This is a genomic window from Exiguobacterium sp. S22-S28 (genome assembly GCF_043359615.1).
In the GTDB taxonomy this organism is placed as follows: Bacteria; Bacillota; Bacilli; order Exiguobacteriales; family Exiguobacteriaceae; genus Exiguobacterium_A.
In genome coordinates this window covers 84,042-101,332 of the sequence record NZ_JBHFFC010000030.1, presented here as the reverse complement: position 1 = coordinate 101,332, position 17,291 = coordinate 84,042, and the positions used below count along the sequence as shown (strand labels likewise).

Below are 17,291 nucleotides of genomic sequence, written 5' to 3'. Positions count from 1 at the left end.
GTGTCACGTTGGAATTACGTGAACGCATATTAGAGGTCATCGCCGCGGACGAACGTCCGTTGTCGATTGATCAATTAACGAAAAAACTGGAACTAACGGATACGGCACAGTTCAAGGAACTGATCCGGACGTTAAATGAACTCGAAGAAGAAGCGCTTGTCGCGCGGACCCGTTCAAACAAATACGGAACCCTCGCTCAAATCGGACAAGTCGCCGGAAAAATCTCGGTCCACCAACGTGGATTCGGATTCGTTTCACCGGAAGACGGTTCTGCAGGCGATATCTTCCTGCCGGCACCGGAGCTCGGCAATGTCTACAACGGGGACCGTGTCCTCGTCAAAGTTTTTGCGGAATCAAACGGCGGGGACCGTCGCGAAGGCAAGTTACTCAAGATTCTCTCACGCGGACCGGCTGATTTCGTCGGAACGTTTGTCAGTCCAAAAGGACGGATTGAGTCGATCGCCTACATCGAGCCGGATGATTCGAAGCTGACGTTCTTACCGGTCGTCGCGAACGAAGATACGCTCGGTGCCGTCGACGGACATAAAGTTCTCGCACGGATTACGAAGTATCCGGACGGCCGTTACGCCGGAACCGCAAAAGTCTTACAAATCATCGGCCATAAAAACGACCCTGGTGTCGATATCCTGTCGATTGTCCACAAGCACGGCATCAATGTTGACTTCTCGGACGCAGCGATTGCGGAAGCAAATGATATTCCGGATCAAATCGATGAGAAAGATCTTGTCGGTCGCGTCGACCTACGCAAGGAAGTCACCGTCACGATTGACGGCGCTGACGCAAAAGACTTGGATGACGCCGTCCACGTCAAGAAACTTGCGAACGGGAACTACGAGCTCGGGGTCCACATCGCCGATGTCTCACATTACGTCAAGGAAGATTCACCGCTCGACGAAGAAGCACGCGAACGCGGAACCAGTGTCTATCTCGTTGACCGGGTAATTCCGATGATTCCGCACCGTCTGTCAAACGGGATCTGTTCACTGAACCCGCACGTTGATCGGTTGACGCTCAGCTGCATCATGGAAATCGATCAAAACGGTGCGGTCGTCAATCATGAGATTTTACAGAGTGTCATCAAGACGACGGAACGGATGACGTATACCGATGTCCGGAAAATCATCGAACGCGAAGACGAAGAAGTGGTCGCGAAATACCACGATCTCGTCGCGAACTTCGATCAGATGGCGGAACTGGCTGCGATTCTCCGCGAACGCCGCTCGCGCCGTGGTGCGATCAACTTCGACTTCCCGGAAGCAAAAGTCCTCGTCAACGAAGAAGGCAAGACAAGTGAAATCATCCTGCGCGAACGGTCAGTTGCTGAAAAACTGATCGAAGAGTTCATGCTTGCTGCAAACGAAACGGTGGCGGAGCACGTCCAGCACCAAAAACTGCCGTTCATGTACCGGATTCACGATGAGCCGAAAGCAGAACGTCTCGATACGTTCTTCAAGTTCATCGCCAACTTCGGCATCAATGTCGAGCGCAAAGGCGAGTCGGTCGCACCGAAGACGTTGCAATCGATCCTGAACGCCGTTGAAGGCGAGCCGGAAGAAGCCGTCGTCAGTACGGTCATGTTACGGTCGCTCCAACAAGCGAAATATGACGTCGAACCGATTGGTCACTTTGGTCTGTCGACCGATTTCTATACGCACTTCACGTCACCGATCCGCCGGTATCCGGACTTGATGGTCCACCGTCTCCTGCGCGAGTACATCATCTTTAATGATAAATCGCAAAAGACACAGGACCGTTACTCTGCGATTCTGCCGGAAATCGCCGATCACGCCTCGAAACGGGAACGTCGTGCCGTCGATGCGGAACGCGAAACGAATGCCCTCAAGAAAGCCGAGTATATGGAACAACACATCGGTGAAACGTTTGAAGGGGTCGTCAGCGGCGTGACCAACTTCGGTATGTTCGTCGAGTTACCGAACACGATCGAAGGACTTGTTCATATCCAGGCGATGACGGATGACTTCTACCGCTACGACGAAGCGAACTATCAATTGATGGGCGAACGGACGAAACAACAGTTCCGGATCGGCGACGTCGTTGAGATTAAAGTCACCGGTGTCAACATCGATGAGAAGACGATTGACTTCGCGGTCGTCGGGATGCCGGAACGCCAACCGAAAAAACGCTTTGAGTCGAAGACGATCCGTTCAACGGGCGGTCGTCCGGGACAAAAACGCGACGATAAGAAAGATGACCGTCGCGGGAAGTCGAAGCGTCCGAGTAAGCCGAAGGACCAGTCGAAAGGCAAAGGGTTCGCGCTGAAGGACAAGAAGGATAAACCGCCGTTCCATAAAGCGGTCTCGAATAAAAAACGGAAGCGCAAATAAGCGCTTCTGTTTAGAAATGTGGTGGAAGAGATGCCAAAAGGTACAAGTTCAAAAGTATTAGCTAACAACAAACGGGCGTCGTTTGATTATGCGATTGAAGATACGATCGAAGCGGGTCTCGTCTTGACGGGAACCGAAATCAAATCGGTCCGTAAAGGAAAAATCAGTATCGGCGACGCGTTCGTCCGGTTCGACGGCGGGGAAGCGATTCTCTGGAACTCGAACATCGCGCACTTCGAACAAGGGAACCGGTACAACCACGAACAGCTCCGTCCGCGGAAACTGTTGCTGCACAAAAAACAGATCGCCAACTTAATGGGACTCGTCTCCCGCGACGGCTACACGATCGTGCCGCTGAAGGTCTACATCAAGAACGGCTACGCAAAATGTCTGATCGGACTCGGACGCGGGAAGAAGAAATTCGACAAACGCGATGATCTGAAGAAGAAGGACGCGAAGCGCGATATCGACCGCGCATTACGCGACAAGCAAAAGTATTGAACCCGTAACACTTTTCTGCTATTATAATAGTATTCGGAAAGCCCCAATTTTATATCTTGGGGACGTTACGGATTCGACGGGGGTAGTTCGGTCTTCTGTGGCGTGTCGAGGGGTCGGCCTCGTTAAAACGCATCAGCCATAACTGGCAAAACTAACACACAACTCGCAGCAGCTTAATAGCTACTACGGATCCTAGCAGCCGTCGCCTGGTCGGCTGATTTCTAGGGTCTCACTTTAAACAGGCTACGCTTGGACCCTTCCGTCTGGAGGGAAAGAGAAGAGATGGAATCAGACTGGTCGGACGGACGCCTGTCAATTGGCAGCCTGACGACGAGATCCCAATAAATTGACTACACACGTAGAAGCTTAAGTATACGATGCCTTCGGACGTGGGTTCGACTCCCACCGTCTCCATACCTTGAAATCTTAGGATTTCTAAAGTGTCATAAACGTTGATTTGTCAACGGTTATGGCACTTTTTTTAATGCATTTGACTTGTCCTGAATTGGACTGAAACTTTATGAACCTTTGTTAATCCTTTGTGGAATTGCTCATGAAGTTCGTAAACTTATCTATTATTTCGGACTTCGCTTTTTTTGTAACGTGTGCATAAACATCTAATGTTGTCTTCGCATCGCGGTGTCCCAACCGATATTGTACTTCTTTGATTTAAGGACCTGCTTCAAACAGCAAGGAACAATGTGTATAGCGTAATTCATGTGTTAAGATTATGATTTTTTAGAAAAGTAGCTAGCCACTGGCAGTTTTGTTGGGATCTTGAAGTTCATTTTTCGTCAATTTTAATTGTACGGGGATCTCCGTTTTTAGTAGGTCTTATAGACACATTTTTTCCTCGCTTAACCGCTTTACTAATACGAATTTCGCTGTCTTCAAAATTAATATCTCTCCATCGAAGAGCAAACGTTTCTCCTTTTTATGTTCCTAAAAATGCTAGTAGATAGAATATTGAAATTCGCTTTAAATCATTATCCTTTTCTAAACAATCAAGAAATTTGGTAAGCTATTCGCGCGTATAAAAGTTTTTGACTTCATCGTCTAAATTGATTTTTTTCTTAAGTACAGGCATTTTAATAAGTTCAAAAGGATTTTTCTATTCTTTCGTCTAAAGCGACGTAAGCGTTTGGATATTTTTCCTTGAGCCAATTATAAATCGCTAATTTACCCCCAAGATGCTCTTACGTTTCAGGCTCCGGTACAAAACTTCATTCGATATGGCACTCATGATAATAGTGATGAGTCCACTTTTTTCATCCACCTAATAAAACATTTTTGTGTCAGTTAGGACAATATAATTTCTTCGCTTTTGCTAATGAATAAAGAATGTCATTGCTGACATAAAAGGCAATGACATTCTTGTCATTTTTCTTGATGGATATGAAAATTGTTCCACCTACTCTCTATTTAGATTATTTTATTCTCTATTTTTGCATACATGAGTATAATTATGTTAAATAAGCTTTGAGAAGTAGCAAAAAATGGTATGATTTAATTATATAGAATTGTTAAATATGAGTTTTAAGTGGACCTTAATATCTATGCAATTTCGTAAAAAACGACTTAAGAGATGCTGGTATGAGCAATGAAAAATAATCACAAATTTATCGCATTTTATCAATGTATGATCGTTTTAAAAATGGCGAAATGCTTATAAAAAAGGAAGAAACTATTCGCTTTAATACAAGTGGAAATTTTATTTAGCGCGATATTCGGAGTATAAGAGCGATTTTAGAAATAAAAAATTTAAATGAATATCTTGACTATGATCGTTCGAATAAAGCCTACTTTTTGAATATGCAATCATCGAAGTGGCTAATAATGAAGAGATTTTTGCAATTTTGAAAGTATTAATCGAATCAACGGCATTTCCTAAAATGGAAATGAGTCGCTTAATTGATAAATTGATTTCTTTAGAGAAAAAAGAAGACCGAAGCTTGATACAAAGAATGATGTCAAATGAAAAGAATCTATATGTGCAGATACATCATAATAACGAATTGCTAGAGCTACTATGGCAAATATATTTATCTATCCAAAGTAAAAAATCAATTACATAAACTACAAACGATACTTAGATACGGAAGGAAAAAGGCGTGTATTACGACCAATAGGAATTATGTTTTCGTAATTCTATTTTTACTTAATTGCTTATTCGGCTTTAGTTACAAAGGATTATCCAATTATTTATCGTGTAGATTGTATTGAGGGATTTGAACAAACAGGTTTACAATTCAAAGTTCCTTACGAAGAACAATTTCAAGAAGGCGAGTTTCGAGAGCGGGTGCAATTCATGTATCCCGGTGAACTTATAACAGTCAAGTTCAAATTCACTGGAACCTCATCGCAAGCTGTCATGGACAGACTTCCAACGGTTAGAGTTATTGAAAGGCTTGATGATGGCATCATTTTTGAAGCTGAGATGTTTGGTAAGGAGATTAATATGTGGTTGATGAGCCAAGAAGAGTTTGTTGAGGTGTTGGAGCTAAAGAGTTTTAATTAAAAATTCCAATAGGTTTATATGTGTTGTCGAAACGGATAACTTTTATGGTAAAGATAAACAACTAATTCCGATAATTTGTAATTTATTTTCCGGATACTTATTACAAAATTTTAATGGAGGTAAAGATGGTAACAAAAAATTTAGAAGTAGAGAAAAAAATAAATAAAATTTTAACATTACCACAATTGGATAAGGAATTTTATCAAAACTTTATTCAACGTGCAAAAGATTTACAAACTCAAATGAATGACGAATCGTTTCGCATTACGGTCGTTGGCGAATTCAGTGCAGGAAAATCAACTTTTTTAAATGCGCTGATTGGAAAAGACATTTTACCTCATTCAGTAAATGAAACAACAGCAACAGTAACGTATATAAAAAATATAAAGGCAACAGATCCATTATGTAATAAAGTATTGGTCGAGTTTTCTAAAAACAAAGATCCTATTATTATTGATATGCCGAAGGATTCAAAGGGCCTAACAGAATATGTAACAACGATGGCAAAGGAATTTAATGTCGTACAAGAAGTATCGGCTGTCACAATACATATCGATTTTCCATACACGGATGAGCCAATTGAGTTTATTGATACACCCGGATTAAATGGTGTTGCTGAGGGTCACTATGAGCGAACACGTTATGAAATCCAACGCGCACATACAAGTATATATTTATTACCGACCCGTGGTTTATCTCAGTCTAACGTACAAATGTATGAACTGTTAAAGCAGTATCAGTCTTCTTTTATTTTTATTATTAATGCAATCGACACCTTAAAGGAATCAGAGGGGGAAACGGTACAACAAAAAATCACAGAATTACGTAAGCAATTGGCGAATATTGGGCTCGAAAACAATTCAATGATTTTAGGCGTTTCTTCTTTGCTTGCATTAACGGCAAAGGACAAAGAGATTACACGTCTTTCACAACATGATACGTTAGAGATGACGGATACTAGGAGACAAATGCTATTAGAGAAGTCGAATTTTAAAATGGTAGAAGATGAAATTTGGCAACGTCTAACTAATAGTGAAAAAGAAAAACTAAAGCAACAAAATATTGAGTATAAATTAAAAGCGTTAGTTCAAGACATTACAACTGAATTTGAAGAGCAAGTCGCGATTCATGAGGTAAAGATTGATGAACGACAATTAAAGGAAATTGAGTATCGAATTAATGTAGCTCTTCAATCAAAAGATGAAAATTTGATAAATTTGCATAACTTTACGAGCGCGAAAAAAATAGATATTCGTAGCATGCTTATGAATCGTATCAAATCGGATTTAGGTGAGTTTTATAAAAAGCAAGAGACCAAAATTGCGAATGAAATTACTGGATATACAAAATTACAGAACAATCCAGAAGAAAATTTAAAGAAATTACAAGAAAATCTAAAGCGTGAACTTCAACATACAGAAGGTAGCTTAACTTCCGAATATATTAAGATAATCACAGGATTTTTAAATGAAGTTTACGAGAGTGCTGTTTTACGAATAGAAAGTCATTATCCCAAAATATCAATTTCGAAAAAGAAGGTTGAGTTTACCATTGCGTTGAAAAAAGAAAATTTAGAAAATTTGAGTACGGTGAAAAAGATTGAAAAAACATCGGCGACAATTAAGGACCTACGTTTACAAGAGAGAACGGTCTTAGCAAAGTACACGGAAGAGAATGCAAATTATTCAAAAGAGAAATCGGGTATGCAGTCGTTACGCAAACAAAAGATTTCATTGCAATCGGAGCATCAGCGAGAAATTCAACATTTAGGGAGAAGGCCAGAAATTGAGCACTGGACGGAAAGTTATAAAGTAGAGAAGAGTGGTGTTTTTAGTTGGGTAGGTAGAAAAATTGGCTTAGGTGGTTATGAAACACGTACGAGAACAATCACTGATGATTCAAGAAGAAAAACTTGGGACGAACAAGAGCGACGTGTTAAATCACAATATAGTAATAAAGAAGCAGAAGTGAAACGTATGATTATAGCTGCGGAGCAACGAGTACGTCGTTATGAAGAAAGTTCAGCTGAAGCAGATGCCCGTTTACAGCAACTGAAATTTAAGCTGCAATCACTACAAAGTGAATTAAGTAGCTTAGAGCGCGAGAAAAAAGAAATCTTCGACCGTAATAAGCAATTATATTATTCTAATCAGAAAAAAGAGATCTTATATGCACTAGAGCAGTATCTAACAGGGGATTTAGCAAAGTTTTATCGACAAGAAATTGAAACAATTCTCAATAAAGAATTACCGAAGATGAATAATGCGATTGATGAGCATTATATGCAGACATGTAAGATGTATATTGGGAAGTTACAGCGTCTGAAAGAGCAAGTTGAACAAAAGGCAACACCACAGCAATTAATAGAGGCACAGCAAAACTTACATAAAGTATTGAAGACATTAGCATAGGAGGATTTCAAGATGGATTTACATTTACAGCAGCATCAAAAGAGAAATTATGCATTATTAAAGTTATTAAATCGTTCGATTGAGTATTTTAAAGGTATTGGTGAGGAAGAAAAAGTGGCAAGTTTTAATCAGTTTTCAACTGACCTTCAAAATGGCGATTTTTCTATCGTAATTGTAGGTGAATTTAGCGCCGGGAAATCGACATTTTTGAATGCGGTAATGGGTGATCGTTATTTACCTTCATTTACAAGTGAAACAACGGCAACAATTAACTATTTAAAGCATACATCGAAATCGCCGAACGATCATACGTTGCAAATCGATTATAAAAATCCATCTATGTCAACAAAGTATGGGGAAGCTACGAAGGAATCGATTGCGAAAAATGTTTCAACATTAGGCGGCGAACAAGTTGTGCAAGATATTGAATCAGTTACGCTTTATTTAAATTCACCTCTTTTAGAGCAAGGTATCACACTTGTGGATAGTCCAGGTTTAAATGGAGTAGCAAAAGGTCATGCCGAAGTAACAGAGCGTCAAATTGAACGATCACATGCATGTATTTACATGTTTGCTGCTTCTCAGCCAGGCTCAAAATCGGACTTTGAAGTATTAGCGAAGTTATCAGAGCGCTTTGATAATATTTTCTTGGTTTTAAATCAAATTGATAAAATCAAGCAATCTGAGGAAACTGTTGAATCAGTAATGAATCGTCTGCGAGAAAACTATTTAACATTCTTCCCGAATCATAAAATGCCAGAAATTTATCCGATTGCGGCCTACCCTGCACTTGTTTCACGTACGAAGGAACAATTAGAGTATCCAGATAACTCTATGCAAAAGAACCATGATGTGGAAGCACGAAAACGATTTTTAGAGCTATCCCGTATCGAATTATTTGAGAAGCGTTTATGGAAGTTTGTTACTGACGGTGAGAAGGCAGTTCAGGAGTTACGCGCACCCGCTGAAATGATTCAACACGAATTAGTTAAGCGCAACGCTGTAGTTAATGAAACACTAGAGTCTCTTCAAAATGTAAAAGACGCAGATGAAATTAACGCACGTATTCAAGAAGTTGAAGGAGACCTACAAATAATTCGTGAGAATTTAGAACAGCAAAAAGGTTCAATTCAACTAGAAATTAAAGAGCTTATATCGGACATTGAAAACAGCGCGAAGGCTCAAGTTGAAGTGTTACGTGCAAGTCTAGGTGCTAAAATTAACGGTTTTACCGATTTAGAATCAATCCAAATTCAAATTGAGCATATCAACCGTCAAGTTAATCGTGAATGTGAGCAAATTGTCGAACAGTTAGATGATGAGTTTTCAGGGGCGCTTCGCAAAAAAATGAATAATAAATTTAAAGAAATTGCAGTCGTTGCAAACGAAAAGATTGCACAAACAGCTTCAGAGCTGAACTCAATTCGAACAATTGCATTTGAAACAAACACTGATGTGTTCATTAACATGGAAGCTTACGATAAAAAGACAAAAGAAATTGAACAGGAAATGGAAGAGTTGCGAAAAAAGACAGATGATACGAGTATGAAAAAGCTTGAGGCAATCAAAGTAAAACGTAAAATGGACGCACTTGAAAATCAAATGTTGCAGATTCAACAGGAAGAGCAAATTAAATTAAGTTTCTTAGGCGAACGTCCAAGTGTTGAACGTTATACGACTCAGACGGAACATAAAGAGGGTCGTGGAGGTCTTTTGGGTATTATTGGTAACATTTTTTTAGGTAAAAAAACTGTTTCAGGAACATCTTATGAAGTTGATGATAGTTCACAAAGAAAATATGACGAAGAGCGTGAGAAGCTACGTAACGAAATTAATGAAAATCGTAAAAACCTAGAGCAAGCCAAGAGCCAATTATACAGCCAAGAGGCACTTGATCCAGAAGTGTACGATTTAGAGCAACAGCGTATTCAACAGCAACAATTTTATTTACAGAAACAACGTGAAAAATATATTACTGAATACAGTGAAAAGCTACAACAAGAGCAGCAAAAAGTATTAACAACTATTCGCTATGAATTCGAAGATTACTTAACGTCGATTGGCCGTACAATTTCGAAAATGGTGCGTGCAAACCTTCGAGGCAAAGAAGAGCAAATTGCAAAAATAATGCTTGAGACACTTGAAATCCAGTTTGAAAAACAGTCTCAAGAAAAGCAAGAGAAGTTGAAGGAACTTGTGGAGATTTTACAATCGGGTGAGACAGAGCGCGCAGAAAAACGTAAACAGCTAGAGCAAGAAAAGAAACAATTAAAGGAGTTTGGCAAAGAAGTGGTTGAATTTATTTCTGAAATTGATTCGATTCAAATTGATGTTATCGAGCAAGTATCAAAGCAATCGACTTTAATATAGTCAGGAGAATATATAATGCAAAAAAATGTAGAAAGATATATTGAAATAGGGGAATTTTTACAAGATGGAATCGCATTAGAGCAGCTTGCTACAATGGAGCGCAAATTGCATGATAAGTATTTTTATTTACCGATTGTTGGTCAGTTTTCAACGGGAAAATCTAGTTTAATAAATAATTTAATTGGACGTCGTATTCTACCGACAATGTTAAGTGAAACGACAGCGTTTACGACATTTATTTATTATGGCGAGACAGAGTATGCTGAAATTATTACAGAGCATAAAGCGATTAAGTTTGAACTGGAGCAATTGATGGCGCTAAGTCAACGTAATTTACAATCCCCAACGTCTGTAAGTGAATTATTAAATACTGAAATGTTTAATAACTCAGATATTGTATGTATTAATGTGTATATAAAGCATGAGCTGTTTGAAACAGGAATCGTTTTAATTGATACGCCAGGGTTAAATACGATTATTTCAAATCACGAAAATCGTACAATCGACATAATTCCCAAAGCGCATGCAGTTGTATACATTATCGGGAAAGCATTAACAGCAGCTGATGTGCAATTAATCTCGATGATTGATCAACTTGGTATTGAGATACTATTTGTTCGTACGAAATTAGATGAACTACGTAAGGATGAAAATGATACGCCGAAAAAGATTGTGCAACAAGACCAGATGTTGTTAGAAGAAGCCATTAGTCGCAAAGCTATTTATTTTGGTGTAACAAACGAAACCGATTTACTAATGTTCCCTCAATGGAAGGAACTGATGGATGATTTTGTGAAATATTTAAAGATACAGTTTGTTCGAAGTATTGATGACAAGAAAAGTAAAAGCATAGAACGACAGCTTGAGTTTGTCAAAGTTGAATTTGAGCGTAATTTATCTGAGCGAAAACATCAACTAGAAGCAAGTAAGTTGATTACCGATCAGGATATACAGCGAAAAGTAGCCGATTTGAAAGAAGAAATCGAGTATGTACAAGAACGTATGCAAAAGCAAGAACAAAATTTTAATGCCATGTTTGATGCGACGAAGGCTTCGATTTTATCGGCATATGAAATTCAATTTAAAGAAGCTGTCAGTGAATTTGAAAAATCTATGCGCCAATATTCGACAACAGAAGCATTACAAAATGGTTCAGAACTGCATGCAAATCAGCATATACAAAAGTTGACGCATTCTGTAAAGGAGTATACAAACGAGAAACTAGAAACATTTTTAAAGCATTATGCTGCGGATACGAATGAAGCACTTCAACAAAAAGTCGGTCAGTTTACATTAAGCACAGTGCCGAACATCCAATTGCAGGTAGACGTGCCATCTGTTGACGATATTTTCGCGCAAGGTGAAATGATTCGTGGAAAATTAGAAGGTTCATCTAGTTACGATCAACGTCTACAAGAAATTGAATCGAAGCGGCAACATATGGAGGAACAAGCTGTTACCATCTCAGCGCAGATGCAAATAGCCAATGAAGAAATGCATCAATTAGGTCATTATCAAGCAAAGTATATTGAAAAGCGTGATACATCGTCACAGGAAACGTTAAGTGCGTTTGGTAATATTGTTGATTTAGGAATGATTTTCATTCCAGGTAAGGCGTTTGCAACTGGTGCGGGTAAAGTAGCAGGGGTTATTAGCAATGTTGCGAAAGGCACAAAGTATGTTGATCAAGCTGCCAAAATTGCATCGGGTGTACAAAAGGCAGGAAATGTAATTGCGAAAACGGATAAAATTAAAGATGCGACGAAGTTATTAGAAACAGCGCAAAATTCACAGCAAGCAGCAGGAAAAGAAAGTAAGTTTAATATATTAAATGTACTATCGCTCGAATATTGGTTCGGTCAAGTTGGTAAAGTGATTGACGGTCCACCACAAATTGTAGAGGATGAGCAATATCGAGAAGCATATTTACGTGGAAAATCGAAAGTTGAAGCGAAAATAGAGCATGCGAGACAATTAGAGTTATCTCGTTTACAACAACTGAATTTACTAGAATCACAAGAAGAAAGATTGTGTGAGGAAAGACGTTTACAAGAGAAATATGAGCAACAATTAAAACAGGAAATTTATGAGATGGGGCAAAAGAAAACTCTGCAATTAAAAGAGCATCAAGTGACGGCGTATCGTCAGCAAATTGTGAAGCAGTTTGAGATGCAATTACAGGATTTATTGGTAAGCTATCGTGAAAATATGCAGAAATATTTATCTCGGTTTATTGCGTATTTACCAACGGTGATTTCGTTAAAGCTTCAGCAACAGATCCATTTACAAAAGCAGCAGTTAGAAGAATTGACAGCTTTACGTCTAAAAAACAAAGATGAACAAGTAGATTACGAGCAACAACTATTTAAGTGTATTCATCTATTAAATAGTTAGGAGCATGTTGAAATGGATATGAAAAAGCTACTGCCACATCAGCGCTCATTATTTGTATTAGGAGATGTAGGTTCGGAGCGATATGCATTGTTCCGTTCTTACACTTCAAGTCATGCAAATTTAGAGCGATATTGGCGTCCAGAAGACAGTAAGTTTAAGCAATGTACGTGGGTTTTGTTTTCATCGGATGAGGCGCTTTGTTACGAATGGACAGAGGATGGCTTGAGCGATTTAAATTGCTATAAAGCAGGAGGAACTTATTTTGTTTCGGTAAGTCCAGGGCAAATCCCATTAAATGTGAAACTTGTATTCCCTCCATATTTTACGAGTGAAAACAGCTTTACAAGCTATTTTGAGCAAAGCCCTTATGTGAATAGTGCAAGTTCTTTTATTTGGCTTGAAGGATTTCCATATGGTAAGGCTGATACGGTGAAGCAACTACGCTATTTGCAGGGTGTAGGTATTACGAAAAAGCAAATTTCAGTTGCCATTACACAAATTGAGCGAGAATTTGTCCTAAGTGATATCGGCAATGTGGAAGTAGGTATTCGAAATGCAGAAAACTACTTTTTACATAAAGGTTACCGTATTGTAAAGGACTACGCGCTAATTCCATTACAGCGTTCAATTTTGTTGGAGGCATTAATCCTTGAAAGTAGCTATGTAGAAACAATCATCGCTGATAAACAAGAGGTACTGAAAAATATTCAAGCGAGCCTAATGTTCCTCAAGGATGATCTTCAGTTTGCACTTGAACGAGAGCAATGGGTCGTCAAACTCGAACAATGTTTCGCCTACGCGAATATTAAAAGTAGCAGTATATATACAGCTTGGTTGAAGCAATTGAAGGGATTGTTGGAAGAAATGCTTGTTTATGTTGTGAAGGAAGAATTAGTTATGTCACATAGATTTGATCAAATCCAGCATGAGCAAAATATTGAAAAAGATTTGCAAAGCATTATACAACTTCTATGGAATGAACTTGAGCGAAAATTAAAAACTTTACAACACCAAAAGTTCTTGTCGATTAAATATGTGAATCAAATCGACTATGAATTGCAAACTAGGGAGTTAAAGGTCCAGTTTTATGATTGTATAAATGACACAGTTCAAAGACGTCTCCCGACAGAAATTCACGGCTATATTGAAAATATGATTAAAAAATATTTAGTCACATTATAGAAAGAGGAAAAGTATATGAATTTATTTCCATCATTTGCTGCATTTATAGTCGTAACGGCAATTACATATCCGTTGTATGAAGGAGCCATAGCTATCGCTGTTTCAGTCATTGCAGGTATATTAACCGCTGTATTTGTTGCATTAGGCAAACAACAGCAAATGAAGCAATTAACAAGCGAACAATATAAATTAGTACAAGCTTTAGAAAAGTCAACTGAAATGGCTGTAAAGAGTTTGGAAGGATATCAAGAAAAGCTTGAAAATACAGTATCAGATTTAGCAAAACAAACAACAAGTGAACACCAAAAATTAGTGGGAGTAACAGAACAATCAACTGATACGATTGTAAAAGGACTCCAAACATATCAAAATCAATTAACAAAAACAGTATCAGATTTAGCAAAACAAACAAACGATTCATTAATGGTTGTTTGGAAAAATACACAGCAACAGCTTTTAACAGAAAATAAAGAAATGAAAGAAACGACTACTAAATTAGTAACAGAAATTTCTTTATTGCAACAGCAACAAAAGCAATTAGCGGATGAAACAGGGGCAGGTTTACAGCAGTGGTTAGTGGAGCAAAAACAAGTATCACAAGAAACGTTTTCTGCTGTACAAGATTCGCACAAATCATTATTAGAAAACGCTAATACAGCAAATGATAAAATCGAACAATTATGGCGCATACATCATGAAGAAGAATTACTTATTCGTCAACAAGAGCAACAAGCATTTAATGCGATGCTTGCAGCATTGGAAGCAAAAGAAGTTGCTTATAGTAATCATTTAGATGAGCAACGCGAAATTTTTGAGGCAGCACAAAAACAATTGAAGGATACGCTGAAACAGCAAGCGCAACTATCGCACAATAATTTATTGACTGCTTGGAAAGAAATAGCGGAGCAACAGTTAGCATTGCGCCAACAAGAGCATACGCACATTATGGTTACGCAAAAAACAGTGACAGCGCTGATTGACCAAAATACAGCAGCACTAAGCGAAAAAATTATCGACGGATGGAATGTGACACGTAAATCATTAGAAACGTTACGTAAAGCGGAAAATGAGCATTCAGTTGCCTTATTGCAAACCGTTGAGCAGACGAATGAAAAAATGTTAGACACACTTAATCAACAGCAGCAAACGTTTGATACGGCTCAGTCGTTTTATGGAAATACGTATGAGCAAATTAAAACCTATACAGGCGAGTTAAATAATCATGAGCATGCATTGTCAGTCTATCATCAACAATTGATAGATACACAAGTATCGATTAAAGAAACGATCGCGAAAACATTACACGATACGTTAACGCAGTATACTGATGTCCTGTCTGCTTCAAAAGAGACGATAGCTTCGAGTATTGAAGAATTAAAAGAACAGCGAGCAGTATCGGAAGAAACGTTCGGTGGGTTCTTAGAAGCATTCTTGGAAGGTACGGAAAAACAAGAGCAGGAAATAAAAAATCTTGTTAATCATTTAAAAACGGAAGTGGATAATTTACTGGAAAATTCATCAACTCAATTAGAACGTGCAATTACTCAAATGACACGATCAGGAGAATCCCAAAGTGAATCAGTGAAAAAAATTGTGATTGGGTCAAAAGAAGTACTGGAGCGAAACCAGCAAGTACTTCTATCATTACAAGCTCAAACTGAAGAAACGAAAGCTACTGCAAAGTTATTAGAACGAGCATTTAAAGAAGTAACAGCTTTAAATAAAAACGATATGGATATTTTACAACGTCTAATGAGGTAAGTAGATGAAAATAGATAGCATAGAAATGTATCAAGCGGCTTGTGTTGAATTGTTATTAAATAAAAGAGTAGAAGAATTTTTTGCTGATTCAACTGTGAAAATAATGGTTTTACATGCAAGTTCAGATGAGAAATCTAACAATTTGGAGGATTTCTATTTAATCGAGCATTTAATTATGCTGATTCGTGAAACTATTTCAGTCAGTCAATTGAAAAGGGCTTTAAAGTTAATGATTGTACTTGACGTATTAATGATTAAGTATAGTGGAACGTAACTTAAGCTTCTAAATTGAAGAAATTTATACTTTACTAAAAGCATAATATATACAAGTACACTAATACTAGTTATGGTTTATTCTGATGTCCTAATTTTTAAATGAAAGCAGTCATTAGGTTGAAATTAAATCAAATATAGCAAAATAAAGCTTACTTTTTTATCAAAGGTATAGTTTATTGACAAACCCTCACTTCAGAAACGAAATGAGGGTTTGTTGTCGAAGTTCAATTAAAGAATTTTAAAAACTTAAATTTTATTTTGGAGGTCTGATCAAAATCGAAACGAAATTGATTATTTTACGTGGTAATTCTGGAAGCGGGAAAACAACAATTGCAAAAATACTTCAAAAAAGTTTAGGGGAAGAAACACTGCTGGTTTCACAGGATATTGTGCGTCGCGAGATGTTGATGGTACCAGACTTGCAAGGGAATATGTCAATCGAGTTAATCAAAATAATTACATATTTTGGTAAAAGTACATGCAAAGTGGTTATTTTAGAGGGGATATTGAAAAAACAAGTTTATGAAGAACTACTACTTGATCTCGTTGACTACTTTGATTATCACGTCTATGCCTATTACTTTGATTTACCCTTTACAGAAACGGTCGAGCGACATAAATTACGTTCTTCTGCAAAAGAGTTTGGGGAAGCACGTTTAAATACCTGGTGGATTCCGCATGATCAGTTAGGAATAAACGGAGAAATGATGCTCACCAGCGATATGAGTCAACAAGACATCATAGACTTAATTCTTCATCAAATCAATGAATCACCCTGTTCATAAAAAGGGGAATGTACCGGATTACGCGTATAATACCTAAACGACATCTTTGTTGATTAGAAATGTAGCGCAGAGCAATCCAAGATGTCAAAAAGGGTTACGTGTTACGTTTTAATCAAGTACACTAAAAGAACTAATTTTTTCATATTATGTTTTATGGAAATGGAGCTGACATCTATGATACGACGTGCCACCTTGATGGACGGAAAGGCCTTATCGGATTTGATGCGACGGATTGATCGGGAAACGAAATATATGTTGTATGAACCGGAAGAACGCAGCATGTCGACGGAGCAGGCGGAAGCGTTCATCGAACGGTTCGGTCAGGCGGCGAACTCCGAAATCTTCGTCGTCGATGTCGATGAGCAACTTGTCGGCTATGTACTGGTCGTCGGTGGAAAACCAAGTCGAATCCGTCACCGGGCGAACCTTGTCATCGGTTTGCTCGATGCCTATACGGGTCGCGGGCTTGGTGCGGGATTACTCGAAGCAGTCGATGCCTTTGCCGTTGAAGCGGGACTCGTCCGGCTCGAACTGACGGTCCGGAAAGATAACCTGCGGGCGATTGAGCTTTATCATAAGTTCGGCTTTAACATCGAAGGGACACGGATTGCCTCGCTGTTCATTGACGGCGAGTACGTCGACGAACTGGCGATGTCGAAAATATTTACAGCAGAAGAAGTCTAAAAAAAGATGCTCGGTTGCCTCCTCTCAGATTGAGATGGGACAG

The 17,291-nt window shown here is 38.6% G+C and carries 12 protein-coding genes and 1 other RNA gene; all 13 read left to right on the top strand.

From position 1 onward, the window contains the following. Positions 1-8 precede the first annotated feature (8 nt). The 13 genes from rnr (at position 9) to ACHA8N_RS13355 (ending at position 17,248) form a co-directional block, all read left to right on the top strand. The gene (gene rnr, locus ACHA8N_RS13415; protein WP_147510499.1) at positions 9-2,366 is read left to right on the top strand and encodes a ribonuclease R; all 2,358 of its coding nucleotides are present in this window, start codon (positions 9-11) and stop codon (positions 2,364-2,366) included. Between the two features lie 30 nt (positions 2,367-2,396). Beyond that, positions 2,397-2,867: an SsrA-binding protein SmpB gene (smpB, locus tag ACHA8N_RS13410; protein ID WP_014971147.1), complete on the top strand. Its 471-nt coding sequence runs from the start codon at positions 2,397-2,399 to the stop codon at positions 2,865-2,867. A 58-nt stretch (positions 2,868-2,925) separates the two neighbouring features. Continuing rightward, positions 2,926-3,284: a transfer-messenger RNA gene (gene ssrA / locus ACHA8N_RS13405) on the top strand. A 1,409-nt stretch (positions 3,285-4,693) separates the two neighbouring features. After that, a complete protein-coding gene (locus ACHA8N_RS13400; protein ID WP_393966000.1) occupies positions 4,694-4,942 on the top strand; it encodes a hypothetical protein in 249 nt (82 codons plus the stop codon). Positions 4,943-5,166: 224 nt separating this feature from the next. After that, positions 5,167-5,385 carry a hypothetical protein gene (locus ACHA8N_RS17580; RefSeq protein WP_483867445.1) on the top strand — a complete coding sequence of 73 codons (219 nt, stop codon included), beginning with the start codon at positions 5,167-5,169 and terminating at the stop codon, positions 5,383-5,385. A gap of 125 nt (positions 5,386-5,510) precedes the next feature. After that, the gene (locus tag ACHA8N_RS13390; protein WP_393965999.1) at positions 5,511-7,796 is read left to right on the top strand and encodes a dynamin family protein; all 2,286 of its coding nucleotides are present in this window, start codon (positions 5,511-5,513) and stop codon (positions 7,794-7,796) included. Positions 7,797-7,808: 12 nt separating this feature from the next. After that, complete coding sequence (locus tag ACHA8N_RS13385) at positions 7,809-10,166, top strand: dynamin family protein (protein ID WP_393965998.1); 2,358 nt, start codon at positions 7,809-7,811, stop codon at positions 10,164-10,166. A 15-nt stretch (positions 10,167-10,181) separates the two neighbouring features. Next, positions 10,182-12,560, top strand: a complete 2,379-nt coding sequence (locus tag ACHA8N_RS13380; RefSeq protein WP_393965997.1) for a dynamin family protein — start codon at positions 10,182-10,184, stop codon at positions 12,558-12,560. Between the two features lie 12 nt (positions 12,561-12,572). Beyond that, entirely contained in the window at positions 12,573-13,742 is a 1,170-nt protein-coding gene (locus tag ACHA8N_RS13375) for a hypothetical protein (protein WP_393965996.1), read from the top strand. Positions 13,743-13,757: 15 nt separating this feature from the next. Next, positions 13,758-15,503 carry a coiled-coil domain-containing protein gene (locus ACHA8N_RS13370; protein ID WP_393965995.1) on the top strand — a complete coding sequence of 582 codons (1,746 nt, stop codon included), beginning with the start codon at positions 13,758-13,760 and terminating at the stop codon, positions 15,501-15,503. Positions 15,504-15,507: 4 nt separating this feature from the next. Further along, positions 15,508-15,777 (top strand): hypothetical protein, encoded by a 270-nt coding sequence (locus tag ACHA8N_RS13365; RefSeq protein ID WP_393965994.1) that lies wholly within the window; start codon positions 15,508-15,510, stop codon positions 15,775-15,777. A 289-nt stretch (positions 15,778-16,066) separates the two neighbouring features. Continuing rightward, complete coding sequence (locus ACHA8N_RS13360; protein WP_393965993.1) at positions 16,067-16,564, top strand: AAA family ATPase; 498 nt, start codon at positions 16,067-16,069, stop codon at positions 16,562-16,564. Between the two features lie 174 nt (positions 16,565-16,738). Next, positions 16,739-17,248, top strand: a complete 510-nt coding sequence (locus ACHA8N_RS13355) for a GNAT family N-acetyltransferase (RefSeq protein WP_393965992.1) — start codon at positions 16,739-16,741, stop codon at positions 17,246-17,248. The last annotated feature ends 43 nt before the right edge of the window (positions 17,249-17,291 follow it).